Source organism: Paenibacillus sp. GCM10027627 (assembly GCF_042675505.1).
GTDB lineage: Bacteria > Bacillota > Bacilli > Paenibacillales > Paenibacillaceae > Pristimantibacillus.
The window spans coordinates 66,137-80,441 of the sequence record NZ_JBHTHB010000005.1; the positions used below are offsets into that span (position 1 = coordinate 66,137).

General features: G+C 51.9%; 11 protein-coding genes. 4 read left to right on the plus strand and 7 right to left on the minus strand.

The annotated features are described in order from the left end of the window. Positions 1-90 precede the first annotated feature (90 nt). The 3 genes from ACFQZE_RS17740 (at position 91) to ACFQZE_RS17750 (ending at position 3,586) form a co-directional block, all read left to right on the plus strand. Positions 91-1,206 (plus strand): MGDG synthase family glycosyltransferase, encoded by a 1,116-nt coding sequence (locus tag ACFQZE_RS17740; RefSeq protein WP_379359426.1) that lies wholly within the window; start codon positions 91-93, stop codon positions 1,204-1,206. A gap of 71 nt (positions 1,207-1,277) precedes the next feature. Next, a complete protein-coding gene (locus tag ACFQZE_RS17745) occupies positions 1,278-2,693 on the plus strand; it encodes an NAD-dependent malic enzyme (protein WP_379359428.1) in 1,416 nt (471 codons plus the stop codon). Positions 2,694-2,941: 248 nt separating this feature from the next. Further along, positions 2,942-3,586, plus strand: coding sequence for a YqaA family protein (locus ACFQZE_RS17750; protein ID WP_379359430.1), 645 nt, complete (start codon positions 2,942-2,944; stop codon positions 3,584-3,586). Between the two features lie 152 nt (positions 3,587-3,738). Here the strand turns inward: ACFQZE_RS17750 and ACFQZE_RS17755 are convergent, their stop codons facing one another. The 5 genes from ACFQZE_RS17755 to ACFQZE_RS17775 form a co-directional block, all read right to left on the minus strand. Further along, positions 3,739-4,860, minus strand: coding sequence for a C40 family peptidase (locus ACFQZE_RS17755; RefSeq protein ID WP_379359432.1), 1,122 nt, complete (start codon positions 4,858-4,860; stop codon positions 3,739-3,741). A gap of 378 nt (positions 4,861-5,238) precedes the next feature. Further along, entirely contained in the window at positions 5,239-6,123 is an 885-nt protein-coding gene (locus tag ACFQZE_RS17760) for a cation diffusion facilitator family transporter (RefSeq protein WP_379359434.1), read from the minus strand. 301 nt (positions 6,124-6,424) lie between these two features. Further along, complete coding sequence (locus tag ACFQZE_RS17765; protein ID WP_379359436.1) at positions 6,425-8,047, minus strand: ABC-F family ATP-binding cassette domain-containing protein; 1,623 nt, start codon at positions 8,045-8,047, stop codon at positions 6,425-6,427. Between the two features lie 207 nt (positions 8,048-8,254). Further along, positions 8,255-9,322 (minus strand): Gfo/Idh/MocA family protein, encoded by a 1,068-nt coding sequence (locus ACFQZE_RS17770; protein ID WP_379359438.1) that lies wholly within the window; start codon positions 9,320-9,322, stop codon positions 8,255-8,257. A 79-nt stretch (positions 9,323-9,401) separates the two neighbouring features. Beyond that, positions 9,402-10,553, minus strand: a complete 1,152-nt coding sequence (locus ACFQZE_RS17775; RefSeq protein WP_379359440.1) for an MBL fold metallo-hydrolase — start codon at positions 10,551-10,553, stop codon at positions 9,402-9,404. Positions 10,554-10,821: 268 nt separating this feature from the next. Here ACFQZE_RS17775 and ACFQZE_RS17780 point away from each other — a divergent pair, with 268 nt between their 5' ends. Next, entirely contained in the window at positions 10,822-11,970 is a 1,149-nt protein-coding gene (locus ACFQZE_RS17780) for a virulence factor (RefSeq protein ID WP_379359442.1), read from the plus strand. Between the two features lie 102 nt (positions 11,971-12,072). On the opposite strand, the gene ACFQZE_RS17785 is transcribed toward ACFQZE_RS17780, so the two are convergent. Both ACFQZE_RS17785 and ACFQZE_RS17790 read right to left on the minus strand, forming a co-directional pair. Continuing rightward, on the minus strand, positions 12,073-13,257 hold the full coding sequence (locus ACFQZE_RS17785) for a transglutaminase domain-containing protein (protein ID WP_379359444.1): 1,185 nt from the start codon (positions 13,255-13,257) through the stop codon (positions 12,073-12,075). 95 nt (positions 13,258-13,352) lie between these two features. Next, positions 13,353-14,294 carry an alpha/beta hydrolase gene (locus tag ACFQZE_RS17790; protein WP_379359446.1) on the minus strand — a complete coding sequence of 314 codons (942 nt, stop codon included), beginning with the start codon at positions 14,292-14,294 and terminating at the stop codon, positions 13,353-13,355. Positions 14,295-14,305 lie beyond the last annotated feature (11 nt).

The window sequence follows — 14,305 nt, forward strand, 5'->3', positions numbered from 1 at the left end:
ATGAACCTTATTTTATTGGCAACCCTCACTTATAAGCTTGTGTTCACCTGACATGCGAAGTAATATGGAAATAGAAAAGTAGGTGAGAATATGCGCAAGAAGAGAGTGCTGTTGCTCTCGGAGGGGTTTGGCGCAGGCCATACCCAAGCTGCCTATGCGCTTGCAATGGGACTTAAACAGCTATGTCCGACTATTTCCGCCAAGGTGATCGAATTAGGAAAATTTTTGAACCCCGTGCTCGGTCCCTTGATCGTATCCGCCTATCGCAAGACGGTTAGTTCTCAGCCTAAAATGGTAGGGTTTATGTATCGCAGCAATTACAAAAGGCCGACTAACCGTTTGGCACAGTATGCGCTTCACCGGGTGTTCTATATGCAGACTGCGCAGGTCATCGCCCAGCTTAAACCGGAATTGATCGTCTGCACGCATCCCGTCCCGAATATGGTGGTGGCAAGGCTGAAGAGGCTCGGTCTCGACGTTCCTTTATATACGCTTATCACCGATTACGACGCGCACGGCTCTTGGGTCAGCCCTAATGTGAATCAATATTTGGTTTCCTCTTCGGTCGTCAAAGCCCGGCTCGAGGAAAAAGGCATTGCTCCCGGCCGCGTGGAAGTGACGGGCATTCCGATCCATCCAAACTTTTGGAAGCCTAGTCCCAAGGAGACGGTTCGCGAGGAATACGGCTTGTCCGACATGCCGACCGTGCTTGTGATGGGTGGCGGCTGGGGCATTTTATATGAAGACAATGCTTTATCCTACATGACCAAATGGCGGGAGAGCACGCAGCTCATTTTTTGCGTCGGCTCCAACGAGGCCATGAAGGAAAAGATGCTCGCCGACCCTATGTTCCAGCATCCGAACATTCGAATTATGGGCTACACTCGCGATGTACATAAGCTGATGGATGCAGCCGACCTGTTAGTAACCAAACCTGGGGGAATGACTTGCACCGAAGGCATGAGCAAAGGACTGCCTATGCTGTTTTACGAGCCGATTCCGGGTCAGGAAGAAGAAAATTGCGAATACTTCATACATAACGGATTTGGGGAAATGCTGGATTCCAACGATACCGTAGACAGATGGTTTCAGCTCATTCACAACAGGGAGCAAATGGCTTTATTTAGAGAACAGCTCCTACAAAAGCGCAATGAGCAATACGACCCTCTAAAATGTCCAAAGGCCGTTCTGCAGCTTATGCAGTGACGGCTTTGCTTTTTGGATACTCGGGCAAGGTGAGCTTTTCAGACATATACACTTGAAGGGAGATTGACATCATGCAAACACATATGACTGACGGGAAAACGATTATTATAAGGCTCGAAATCGACACGGCGCTGGCTCAATTCAGCAAAGCCGCGACCGCGATCGAAGCGTTAAAAGGCGACGTTGTAGCGATTGACGTTATACATACGGATAAGAACAAAAGCATCCGGGACATCACGGTTAAAATAACAGAACCAGGCGCGGCGGAGCGTCTGTCGGAGGCGATCGCTACGCTTCCGGGAATAAAGGTTCTTCACATATCCGACCGAACATTCCTTCTTCACCTGGGCGGTAAAATTACGATCCAGCCCAAAACGCCGATCCAAAACCGCGACGACTTGTCCAGAGTTTATACTCCGGATGTCGCCCGGGTTTGCCAAGCCATTGCTGCGGAGCCGTCCAAAGCTCATACGCTAACCATTAAACGGAATACGGTCGCCGTCGTCTCCGACGGAAGCGCCGTTCTCGGACTCGGCAATATCGGCCCTTACGCCGCAATGCCGGTAATGGAAGGCAAAGCGCTGCTGTTCAAGCAATTTGCCGATGTCGACGCTTTCCCTATCTGCCTGGATACACAAGATACCGAAGAAGTCATCGCCGCTGTGAAGCAGATCGCTCCAGCTTTCGGCGGCATCAATCTGGAGGACATCTCCGCTCCGCGCTGCTTCGAAATCGAACAGCGTCTGCGTGCCGAGCTGGACATTCCAGTATTCCACGACGACCAGCATGGAACAGCCGTCGTTCTTTACGCAGGTTTGCTTAATGCGCTCAAGGTAACGGGCCGCAACCTTAGCGATGCGCGAATCGTTGTATGCGGGATCGGCGCTGCGGGTACAGCCTGTACGAAAATGCTGCTTGCCGGAGGAGCGCAACATATTGTAGGGGTCGACAGAGCTGGCATTTTGAATGCGGACGAGACGTATGAAAACGCGATGTGGCAATGGTATGCGGACAACACAAACTCTGAAAAGCAAAAAGGCGGTTTGAAAGAAGCGCTGGAGGGTGCGGACGTCTTTATCGGTGTTTCGGCAGGACGCTTGTTGACACGCGAGCATGTGCTCAGCATGGCCCCGGAGCCGATTGTATTTGCGATGGCGAATCCTGAGCCGGAAATCCGTCCGGAGCTGATTGAAGATATCGTCGGCGTATTTGCGACCGGCCGATCCGATTATCCGAACCAAATCAATAACGTCCTCTGCTTCCCGGGCATTTTCCGGGGTGCGCTCGACGCCAGAGCTTCCTATATTAACGAAGAGATGAAGCTGGCCGCTGCCGAAGCCATCGCCTCCGTTATTAGCGAAGACGAGCTTAATCGCATGTATATTATTCCAAGCGTATTCAATGCGAAAGTGGTCGATGAAGTGAAGCGGAGAGTAATCGCCGCCGCACAGCAAAGCGGAGTTTCCCGCCGTAAAATACGCGATTAAATGGCAAACAGCCGCAAGCCCATTCAAGGCTTGCGGCTGTTTTATGCTCTGCATCGGCATCATTTTTTTGAAACCATCGCCCTTTTCGTCCGTACTTCTAGTTATGGGTGTTGCTAGCCCTTTTTACTGACTCATCCAGACGCCACACTTACGAAATGTGACTTACGTCCTATTCCTCAAGACGACGAACCATCAACTGTGTGCTATACTTACTTAACGGGTAAGTTGAACAAAAAGGAGCCTACTTAATGTTTCAAGCTATCATCGATTTTTTGAAGGATTATGGCCCCTGGGGATTGGTCATTCATTCTTTTCTGGACGCAGTCATCTTCCCGATTCCGGCTTTTTTCCTACAAGTAACGCTAAGCATTGCGAATCCTGCCACAGCCCTCTGGCTGGCAACCATTGGATATATTGCCTGTTTGATAGGAACTCCTGTAGGCTACTTTTTAGGCAAAGTCATGGGCAAGTCGGTGTTGTACCGTTTCCTTAAGCCGGAATGGATCGACGCCGCAACGCAAAGGTTTCAGAAAAATGGCGAAGCCGCCATATTAATCGGGTCTTTTACCCCTATTCCATTTAAAGTATTTACGATTTTGTCCGGCTGCTTGAACTTTCCGCTCTGGCGGCTCATGGCTTATGCCGCTCTCGGCCGCGCCGTTAAGTTTTACGCGGTGGGCGCGTTGTTTTATTTTTACGGCCGCGCTGCCGAATCGATGGTGAAAGATGTTTCGCTTTATATTTTTGCCGGCGGAGTTCCGTTGATCATTCTGTTTCTATTTATCCGGAGCCGAATACGCAAAAGAAAACAAGCACAAGAGGCGGAGAATGATACAACGAAAGCTGCTCCCGTCCTTGCATCGGATGCTGCCGAAGTTAGAAGCGATATCTAAAACATGCATACCGCAATTATTAAGCCAGTCGTTGACTTTGAGTCATTGGCTGGTTTTTTTAATGCCATCATCAAAATGAGATGGCCCTAATCCAAAGAAACTTTGGACTAGGGCCATTACTTGTTCAACCTATTAAGTTTAGAATCATCGCTCTAAAGGGCACTTCCGCCGAAGAGGAAACGTTTCTCCCAATGAGTGCCTGCGATGCTGTTTGTTCTTACGCCGCCGCTTTCTTTGGAGTACGTATGAAGAATTTGCCCGTCTCCGAGGTAAATGCCGACATGCGTAATTTTAGCGTTGGCTTTATTTGCGCTGCTGTAAGCGGAAGAGCTTGTCCCGTTATAAGACATAAAGAACATAAGGTCTCCGCGCTTAAGCTTGCTAATATCCGTCGTGACGTTACCTTTTTTCTTGACATAGTCGCCCTGCTGCCTAGAATCGGCAGGCAGTGTAATGCCAAGCGCATCTTTAAATGCCGTTCTTATAAAATCGGAGCAGTCAAACGTTGTAGTTGTGTTTCGGTTGGAGCCAAACTCATATGGCGTACCTAAATATTTCATGCCAGCCGCAATCACCTTCTCCACAGATGCATTTGTTGAAGTAGAAGGATTCCCTTGCTCAGTTGAGGAATTGCCGGAACCGGAAGAGCTAGTACCGCCCCCTGTGGAGCCGTTGCCGCCGCTTCCCGAGCCGGAGCCGCCAGTGCCGCCTGTTACCTCGCCGCTAACGGTTACATATTGCGCGGAGCTCGATACAAAGCCTTTAACGCCTTTGGAATCTTGCACCTCATACCAGCTTCCGCTTGGCTTCCCTAAAATTTGAACGGTTTCTCCCGCTTTCAAATAACGCATTCTTTCCGCCGAAGTCGACGGACCTGTGCGGAACGAAACCGACTTTTTGACCACTCCCGTTTGAGCTGACACTTCTGGAGTCGAAGGAGTGGAGCCAGTCCCCGCGGAGCCCCCGCCGCTTGTAGCAGCATTCACTTTTGTATATTTGGACGAGGAAGAAATATAACCCGTTTTGCCGCTTGCATCGCTTACTTTATACCAGCCGCTGGACGCTTCTTCCATAATCGATATGCTTTCGCCTTTTTTGAGCATGCGGACGACTGTGCTGCTTGCAGACGGAGCGGTTCGCATGTTGACTCCCCACGTCACTTCCGCAGATTGTGCGGCATAAGCTGCCGGTGCCGGCAATACGGCTGCAGAGCTTAATAATAGAGCTGCCGTAATCGTGACGGTTGCGACTTTGTTTTTCATCGTATTTTTCATCGAATACGCCTCCCATGATGTAGTTGCTGTTTCTGTGCCGGTTATCGGCGCTGAACCCATTGTAAGCTTGCCGGTTAGGACAAGCATCGACCGTTGTTCCTAAATGGGAAACCGCAACTTGGGAGTATGGAATTACATAAAAATGCTAAGAAAAAATTAATAAAAGGCGCCTCCAACGATGGAGACGCCTCATTTTGTTTAGTTAAATATTCAATTTTCCAGCTTCCGCTTGGATTGGTAAGATGAGCATCCTCTCATCTGTCATTAACTCTTTCTCATAAGGGGATCGGGACTAAAGACTCATTTTCGTAAAACAGCCTTGCGATTGGTGTCAATTACCAACTGCCGGAACAGCCTTTTTTGCGATTAAGAGCCGGTTTATGTAGCCGGAATCGGTCCGTCCAGCGGCTCCACATGGACATGCACGCTCATAATATTATGCTTCCGTCCCATTCTCCGCTCGATTTCGTCGCATATTCGATGGCTTTCGATCAGCGTAAGCTCAGGGTCCACTTGCACGATAACATCTACAAGCACGTGGCTGCCGTGAACCCGTGCCTTAATGTCTTTAATTGTTTGTACGCCTTTTGTTTTGGCGATGGTCGCCCTAAGTGTCGTAAGCTCCTTTTCGTCGAAGCCGTCTGTCAAAGCATGAGTGGAGCTATAAAAGATTTCCCACGCCGTTTTGCAAATAATGACGCCAACGACTAACGCCGCCACGGGATCAAGCCATGGCATGCCGAACTGCGCTCCAATAATGCCGACTGCTGCGCCTGTACTGACAAGCGCATCGGAGAGATTGTCCTTGGACGCCGCAAGCAATGCTTGGTTGTTAATTTTGCGGGCCAGCCTGCTATTGTAGACGTAAACGCCAGCCATACACACAGCTGCAAATAAAGCGACCCAAGCCGTTATCAGGTTCGGCGTCGCATGATTATCCGCAAACAACGATTTCACCGCCGAAATAAGCACCTGCAAGCCTACGCTCGCCATAATAAAAGAAGCGACTAACGCTGCAATCGTCTCCGCGCGAAAATGGCCGTATGGATGGTCTTTGTCGGGTGGTTTTTGCGAAATGCGCAGCCCGATAAGGACCGCCACCGATGCGACGATATCCGTTAAATTGTTATAGCCGTCTGCGACGAGCGCTCCTGAAACAAACCAATAACCGATTCCAAGCTTCAGTGCGGATAGGACCAGATAAGCGGCAATGCTTACCCAAGCGCCTTTTTCACCCTGTTTAATATCATCATACTGTGTCAAGTCATGCCCTCCTGCCAACTACTAGAAAACGTCTATCGGTATCATACCCGACCGATCCCGTGTGGGTCTAGAGAAACAGTGTTGACCCTATGCGCACTTTTATGCACAAGGGCAAAAGAGTAGGACAAGAGCCAAAATAAGCGGCTAAGCCACAAAACGCCAAATCATCAAGCGGTTGCAAAACCGAAGTTCCCTTATCTAGATCATTATCTCCGCCTGACGCCCAGTCCTATACCTAAAAAAAGAACGCTCCAGGATTTCTCCCGAAACGTTCTTTAGCTCCATTCACTGAAACGATGGCTTATACGGAGTACAAGCGCTCGCGAATTTCTTTCACTTCGGCGCTCTCCAAATATTCATCGTATGTCATCATACGGTCAATGACTCCACCGTTAGGAGTAAATTCGATAATGCGGTTTGCAACCGTTTGAACGAACTGATGGTCATGCGAAGTGAACAGAATCGTACATTCCGTATCGATCAGACCATTGTTCAGCGCCGTAATGGACTCAAGATCCAAATGGTTCGTCGGCTCATCCAAAATAAACACGTTTGCGCCTTCCAGCATCATTTTGGAAAGCATGCAGCGAACTTTCTCGCCACCGGACAATACGCTCGCCTTTTTCATCGCGTCGTCGCCGGAGAACAGCATGCGGCCAAGGAAGCCGCGCAGGAACGTTTCGTCCGGGTCTTTGGAATATTGGCGCAGCCACTCTACCAAGTTCATATCAACGCCTTCAAAATAAGCGGTGTTGTCTTTCGGGAAATATGCGCGAGTTGTAGTTACGCCCCACGAATACGTGCCCGCGTCGGCTTCCACTTCGCCTGCTATGAGTTGGAAAAACGTCGTTTTCGGCAAGCCGTTAGGACCGACAAAAGCGATTTTGTCGCCTTTATTGATCGTAATCGTCAAGTTGTCAAACAGCTTTTCGCCTTCGATCGATTTCGTTAGCCCTTCAACAAGGAGAAGCTGCTTGCCCGCCTCGCGCTCGCCTTTGAACAGGATGAACGGATATTTGCGGTTGGACGGACGAATGTCGTCCAGCGTAATTTTGTCCAGAAGCTTCTTACGGGAAGTCGCTTGCTTGGATTTCGATTTGTTGGCGCTGAAGCGCTGAATAAACGCTTGAAGCTCTTTAATTTTGTCTTCCTTTTTCTTGTTCTCGGAACGCATAAGCGTAAGAGCAAGCTGGCTGGACTCGTACCAGAAGTCGTAGTTGCCGACATACATTTGAATTTTGCCAAAGTCGATGTCCGCGATATGCGTACAAACCGTATTCAAGAAGTGACGGTCATGGCTGACTACGACAACGGTGCCTTCATATTTAGCTAAGAAATCTTCCAGCCAGCGAATCGATTCGATGTCCAAATGGTTGGTAGGCTCATCGAGCAGCAAAATGTGAGGAGAACCAAACAAAGCTTGCGCAAGCAAAACGCGTACCTTTTCGTTGCCGCCCAGTTCCGACATATGCTTATCATGCAAATCCGTGCCGATACCGAGACCGTTCAGCATTTCCGCCGCTTCCGACTCCGCTTCCCAGCCGTTCATGTCGGCAAACTCAGCTTCAAGCTCGCCCGCACGCATGCCGTCTTCATCGGTAAAGTCTGCTTTAGCGTAAAGCGCATCTTTCTCTTTCATAACTTCATACAGCTTTTTGTGGCCCATAATGACCGTTTCCAACACTTTGAACCCGTCGTATTCATAATGGTTCTGCTTGAGCACAGCAAGGCGCTCGCCCGGCGTAATATGAACGTCTCCCGACGATTGCTCCACTTCGCCGGAAAGAATTTTCAGGAAAGTCGATTTGCCGGCGCCGTTCGCACCGATAAGGCCGTAGCAGTTGCCCGGCGTAAATTTAATATTTACATCTTCAAAAAGCGCTCGCTTCCCGTAACGAAGCGTAATGCCACTTGTGCTAATCATGTTCAATATCCCGTCCTTTATACCAAAATCGCATATTCTCGAACTATTATATCACAGGTTGCCGCCAGAAGTTGAACTTAATCTCATCTTTGTACCTGCCAAAGGGGCAATGCCGCAAAAAAACTCCGGGAGCAAGAGACCAGTCCGCTTTCCCGGAGTTTTGTTCACTCTATAGCATTTTGACGCGATGTCCCACGGCTCCGCTTGCTACCGCCAGCTCAGCTTCACTTCGCCGCCCGTGCGCGACGACTCGTAGATTGCATCCAAAATACGGTTGTTCGTATAGCCGGACATCGCCGAAGCGATAGGTTCCTTCCCTTCCAGAACGCAGGATACAAAGTGCTCCGCCATCAAAACGCGATCTTCTTCGCCATCCAGCGGCTCGATTTCGCTTTCCGTCACTCCCTCTTCCGTATGAGTGACGTAAAAGGCTTTTTCGCCAACAATGGCGACGCCGCCTCTAGTTCCCATCAAATGAATAAACGGAGCTTCCGGCAAACCTGCGGAATGGGCCGCCCAGCTGACGTCTAGCGACAACGTTGCTCCGTCCTCCAGCTTGATCAAAGCGGATGCAAGGTCCTCCACATCATATCGGCCCTCCCAATTCGGAGTTCCCCAGGTGCCGATCCCTTCCTTATTCGGCCCAAACTCCGCATAAGTGGAGCCGTATACCGATACCGGCTTCGGATTGCCCATCAAATAGAGGGACAAGTCCAGCATATGAACGCCAATATCGATCAGCGGGCCGCCTCCGGATTGATCCTTTTGCGTAAACCAGGAGCCCCAGCCTGGAATGCCTTTTTTCCGCATCCAGCCTGTTTTGGCGTTGTAAATGCGCCCGACATCCCCATTTTGGATACGCTGCAAAACAGCGCGGCTTAGCCCTCTCCATCTCATCTGATGGGCCAGCATTACGACTTTGCCGGATTGCTCCGCCTGCGCAACGATAGCACGGGCGGATTCGGAATCGATGGCCATCGGCTTCTCCAGCAGCACATGCTTGCCGCGCTTAAGCGCTTCTATCGCAAGCGGCGCATGATATTGATTTGGGACGCATATGGAAACGGCGTCGATGCTGTCGTCCTCCAGCAGCTTTTGCGGGTCAGCATATACAGTTGCAATAGAGTGCTCCTCCGCTCTCTGCTGCGCCAGCGGTAAATATGCGTCCGCGACAGCTCTTACTTCGACTCCCTCCACTTTGGCGAATGTCTCAATATGCACATTGCCTATGCCTCCCGCTCCGATAATGCCGATCGATAACTTGTTCTTGCTCATTGTAATCCTCCTAGTATCAACAAAAGATGAACGTTGCTGCGGCTTAATGCCATTGTTTCCCGCCTAACTAAAACTCGATTTAAAGCCGATCCAGCTTCCACGTCTCCCCTAAAGGAAGCACCATTAGGCGGTCTTCCTCCATACATCTGCGGCAGCGCTCCGCCTCCAGCCGATCAAGCGCTTCGCGCGGCGTATCGTCCGCCAGTTTGAATGCGCCGTAATGCATAGGCACGAACCGCTTGGCCCCGATATCCTCAAAAGCTTGCAACGCTTGTTCCGGCGTCACATGCTGGGGTCCCATAAACCATTCCGGCTCATAGGCGCCGATAGGCATGAGCGCCACATCAATGTCAAAGCGACGGCCAATTTCTTTAAATCCGGGAAAATAGCCGCTGTCTCCCGCAAAATAGACGGTCGGAGCAGCAGCCATCCCCGAATGGCCGATTTCCTTCGCCTCCGCTTCCGCAGGCGCGCCTTGCCCCGCATCGCCGGACGAAGCGTCGGTCGAAAATGCCGCAGCCGACGATGCCGCAGCCGTCTCACGGGCAGCGAGCGCTGCGGCATCGACACTATTGCCCACGAGCCCTCCGCCGTGTTTGCCCGAGGCGGATGCGTTAGACGCTTCGCCTGCCGCCGCACTGGCTGCGGCTTCAACAATCCACCCGCCCCAATGGGACCTGTTCGTATCCCACGGGTTGCGCCGAGTCCAGTGCTGAGAGGGAACAAACGTAAAAGTGGCGCCTTTGACCGTCACCGACTCCCACCAATGCAATTCCTTCACTCGCGTGAAACCTTTCAGCTTAAGCTTGCCGCTAAGTCCGGCGGGCACCAGAAGCTGCTTTTGCCCCGGCAATCGTCTTAACGACTGGATATTCAAATGATCGTAGTGGGAATGCGAAATTAATATAATGTCGACGGGGGGCATCTCTTCGAGCGGAATGCCTGGCGCCGACAGCCTTTTTTGAAATGCCATCTGGCCCGCCCATACGGGGTCCGTCACAATATTGAGGCCCGCTAGTTGGATCAGAAAGGTGGAATGCCCGATCCAGGTTATCGTGGGACAGCTTCGATTGCCTTGCAAATAAGGGACGTCCGGCTCTACGCTCGGAACTCGGTAAGAATAATCCTTAAGCTTCAGCTTACGGACTCTCTCCTGCCGCCATCTCTTGAATTGCTTCAAAGAATTGTGCTGCTCGACCTGTTCTTGGTTCGAAAATCTTTTGATCCGCAAAACGAGTCTGCCTCCTCACATGTTCCTGTCCTACCTATTAAAGATACCAAGTTGGCGGGATGCAATGCAAATAACGGCCCCTATCCCGGAGCTCAAAGCCGTCTTTCCATTGTACTCACCAAAAGGCGGAGGGACATCGTTCGCTGGGATTATCCGCATCTGTCATGGTATAGTAGAAGCAGCGCCTAGGGAGAAACGCTTGCAGAACTTGCAGCCCGATGACTGCCAGAGGCCACTTCTATTTTTACAATCAAGGAGGCAACTTCCGATGAAGCTACTATCGATAGAGCCGACGCCAAGCCCCAACTCCATGAAACTTAATTTGGACGAGTCGCTGCCGCGCGGACGAAGACTGACCTATAAATCAAACGAGGCCGAAAGCGCGCCGGAACCGCTTAATGGACTGCTTTCAATTGACGGAGTGCGGAGCGTCTTTAGAACGGCGGATTTTATCGCGCTAGACAGAAAGCCGGGCGCGGACTGGGCCCGTATTTTGGCTGACGCCAGAGCGCTGCTGCAAGGGGACAGCGAGGGAGAACATAAAAACGAGGAGGGCCTCTCCACCGGATTCGGCGAAGCCGAAGTGCTCGTCCAGATGTTTAGAGGCATTCCTATCCAAGTTAGAGTGCGGATGGACGGCGGCGAAGTCCGCTCCGCCCTGCCGGCTAAATTTGTAGATGCCGTCACGCAAGCGGCAGGCTCTTCCATGATCCGGGAGCGCAAGCTGGAGGAATTCGGCATCCGTTACGGAGAGCCGGAAGAAATCGCCGCTGAAATCGTGTCCGAGCTGGATGCGTCCTATACGGACGAGAGACTTGCGGCTCTGATCGCGGCGGCTCGCGAAGCTGGGTCAGAAGAACAGGCGGTTCCCGCAGCCGTTAGGCCGCCAGCCATTTCGCTGGAGGAGGCGCTTGCGGCCTTCCATTCGGATGATTGGCAAACGCGTTATGCCGCGCTTGAGCGGTATGTCAGCGCTCCAGAAGGGATAACGCTGCTGGCCAAAGCGATCCGCGACGACAATGCCTCCATCCGCCGGCTCGGAGTCGTTTATTTGGGCGATCTTCGTTCGGCGGAAGCGATGCCGCTGCTATTTGAGGCGTTGAGGGATTCTTCTTCCTCTGTGAGAAGGACGGCCGGAGATACGTTGTCGGATTGGGGCGACCCTGCTGCAACAGGCCCGATGATCGAAGCGCTGACGGACAAAAACAAGCTTGTCCGCTGGAGAGCAGCCCGATTCCTGTACGAAGCGGGCGACGAGTCCGCCGTTCAAGCATTGGAGGAAGCGGCGAAGGACGGCGAGTTTGAAGTGATGCTGCAAGCACAGATTGCGCTGGAGAGAATTTTGCGCGGCGAAGAGGCTGCCGGTTCGGTTTGGCAGCAGATGACCGCAGCACGAGGTCAGAAGCCGCAAGGATAAGAGGCCGCCTCTGCAACACGACAATTGGCCCGATGGACAGAAGCCCGGTATGAACCGCCAATATGCGGCTCGTACCGGGCTTCCTTTTTTTTGCTGCAACGATTAAGGGTAGTTAAGATGAATATTGACGATCAGCGATTGTCCGCCGCCAAACGGCTCGTAGCTCGCTCTATAGCCAACCGCCACCCCAATTCCTTCAAACGCCGCTTTGAGCTCATCGGGGAACGACTCCCCGTCGGGATAACGGAATTGCAAATGGCTGGTGCGGGAGCGGACCGCCGAATGAATCGACTCTCGAAGCTCAGTGCTGTCCGCCACGGTATGAGCGTCCTCAAGCCAGTGGAGCCCTAGCGACAGCTTCAGCTTATTGTAGCGCAGCGCTTCCTGCTCGCCGCTTTGCTGCTCTAAAACGTTAAGCGTTTCAGAGTAGGTTGTGCTCGCAGCAGGATATGTTCTGGTCCAATTATGATCGGCGCGCAGTTCCTCGTCCGTTTTTAAATAATAAGTATATCGAATGCGATTGTCCTTCGCTCCAACCGGATCATCCCATGTGAGGTCAAGGTGATACCATTTTCCGTCCAGCTGCACCATGTTCCAAGCATGCTCGCCTGTATTGACCGAGCCTTCCGCTATTCGCACTGTAATGCCCGCTTCCTTCAGCATACGATAGCCAAGCAGAGAGTAGCCCTGACATACCGCCTTGCCTAAAGAAACCGCATTATAAGCCGTATAATAGCTTAACGATTGGTCGTATTCGACTTTAGTGACGATCCAGTCGTGAATCGCTTTTACTTTTTCATGATCGTTCATGCCGGGCCTTAAGATGTCCGCCAGCGCTTTCCCTACTGCGGCATCCACCTGCGCCGTTTCTTCTATCGTTTCTCTGTAGCGGGCCTCCACCGTCACGGTTGATTTGTTGCCCCAGCTTCTAATCGTGTAAACATACGACTCCAGCACATAAGCGGAGTAGTCGTCATGCGTAAGCGCGGCTCGAATAATCGATGTCATATTGTCCGACAGCTTCGACTTGTCGCCTGTATAGGAGGCAGAAAACCGGTCCGAACGCGCTTTGAAGCCTTCCGCCAGCTTCAGCTCCAGCTCGCTGTACGGCCCTTGAACCTCGGTTGGACCTTCCAACTTCTCCCTCATAGTCTCGTCCCCCTGGACAAGCTGAGAGGCTTCCTTCGTTTCCGCTGTCGCCGGAAACAGGTCCAGCTTCAACTCCAAGCTATATGCCGCCGCAATGATGACAAGCAATATAAGCAGCCTTGCCGCAACTTTTCGCATACGTGCCTCCTCGCCATGAATAAACCGCTCCAATACAAGCGATTATTCCTACCATCATATGCTTGTATCAAAGAATGATGCCAGTGGCCCTATCTTTAGCCGCGCACCGTTCCTTTGCCGATGGTCGCTTTCAAATAAGGCAGCACAGCTCCCCAGAAAGCAGGCTCCGTCTCGGAGGAGCTGTGTCCTTCCGTATGGACATAAACGGTTGGCACCAGTCCTTTTGGAAGCTGCCGCTCAAGACCATGCAAATCCTCGGCAGGAATGAAGTCGTCCCGCTCCGAATGAATCATAAGTACAGGCTGCTTGCCCTCATCTGCCGGGCCGGCATTGCCGGAAAGAATGGCGGGAATGTCCGCTTTGCGATATTCCTCAGTCGTAATCCCAGCTCTGATCAGCCAAATAGGCGGAATCAGATAGGCGAGCGGGAATAGCGGAAGCTTTTTGCGATTCAACTCCGCGCGCAGCATCGTCTCAAACCGGACAGGCATAGAATCGGTTACGACGGCGCCGACACGCAAGCCTTTATCCAAAGCAAGCAAAGTGCCGAAGCCTCCCATAGAATGGCCTAACACCGCGATTCGGCCGGCTTCCGCTCCAGGAAGCTTGCGCACTTCCTCGACAGCAGCCAGCACATCGTCACGAAACATTAATGCGGAAGGAGCTTTAATCCTCTCGCTATCGCCGTGGCTTCGAGCGTCGTACATCCATACGCGATACCCCGCTTCAAGCAGCGGAGCGGCATAACGCAGCACTTTGGTCCGATTGGAGCCCCATCCATGAGCGATTACAACAATCGGACAATCGTCCCGCCGCGTTCCGTCTGGCGTCGATCCCGCTGCCGCCGGCTCCAGAAGCCAACCTTCTATTTTCGAGCCGTCGCTCGTAAAAGAAACCGGCTTACATACCGCCGCATCGCCAACCTCCGGCATTCTTTCGTTCGGAATCATTTTCGGCTGCTGGCTTTTCGCGCTGACTTGCCAAATCGCTATGGCTGCCAAAGCGAATACGGCTATTGCAATCAACCCAATGATCATCACAGTCCCGC

Coding starts and splice junctions, on each gene's coding strand:
- ACFQZE_RS17755 (WP_379359432.1), bottom strand. CDS start 4,860: ATGAAAAATACGATGAAAAACAAAGTCGCAACCGTCACGATTACGGCA.
- ACFQZE_RS17785 (WP_379359444.1), bottom strand. CDS start 13,257: ATGCGAAAAGTTGCGGCAAGGCTGCTTATATTGCTTGTCATCATTGCG.
- ACFQZE_RS17765 (WP_379359436.1), bottom strand. CDS start 8,047: ATGATTAGCACAAGTGGCATTACGCTTCGTTACGGGAAGCGAGCGCTT.
- ACFQZE_RS17740 (WP_379359426.1), top strand. CDS start 91: ATGCGCAAGAAGAGAGTGCTGTTGCTCTCGGAGGGGTTTGGCGCAGGC.
- ACFQZE_RS17790 (WP_379359446.1), bottom strand. CDS start 14,294: ATGATCATTGGGTTGATTGCAATAGCCGTATTCGCTTTGGCAGCCATA.
- ACFQZE_RS17750 (WP_379359430.1), top strand. CDS start 2,942: ATGTTTCAAGCTATCATCGATTTTTTGAAGGATTATGGCCCCTGGGGA.
- ACFQZE_RS17745 (WP_379359428.1), top strand. CDS start 1,278: ATGCAAACACATATGACTGACGGGAAAACGATTATTATAAGGCTCGAA.
- ACFQZE_RS17780 (WP_379359442.1), top strand. CDS start 10,822: ATGAAGCTACTATCGATAGAGCCGACGCCAAGCCCCAACTCCATGAAA.
- ACFQZE_RS17770 (WP_379359438.1), bottom strand. CDS start 9,322: ATGAGCAAGAACAAGTTATCGATCGGCATTATCGGAGCGGGAGGCATA.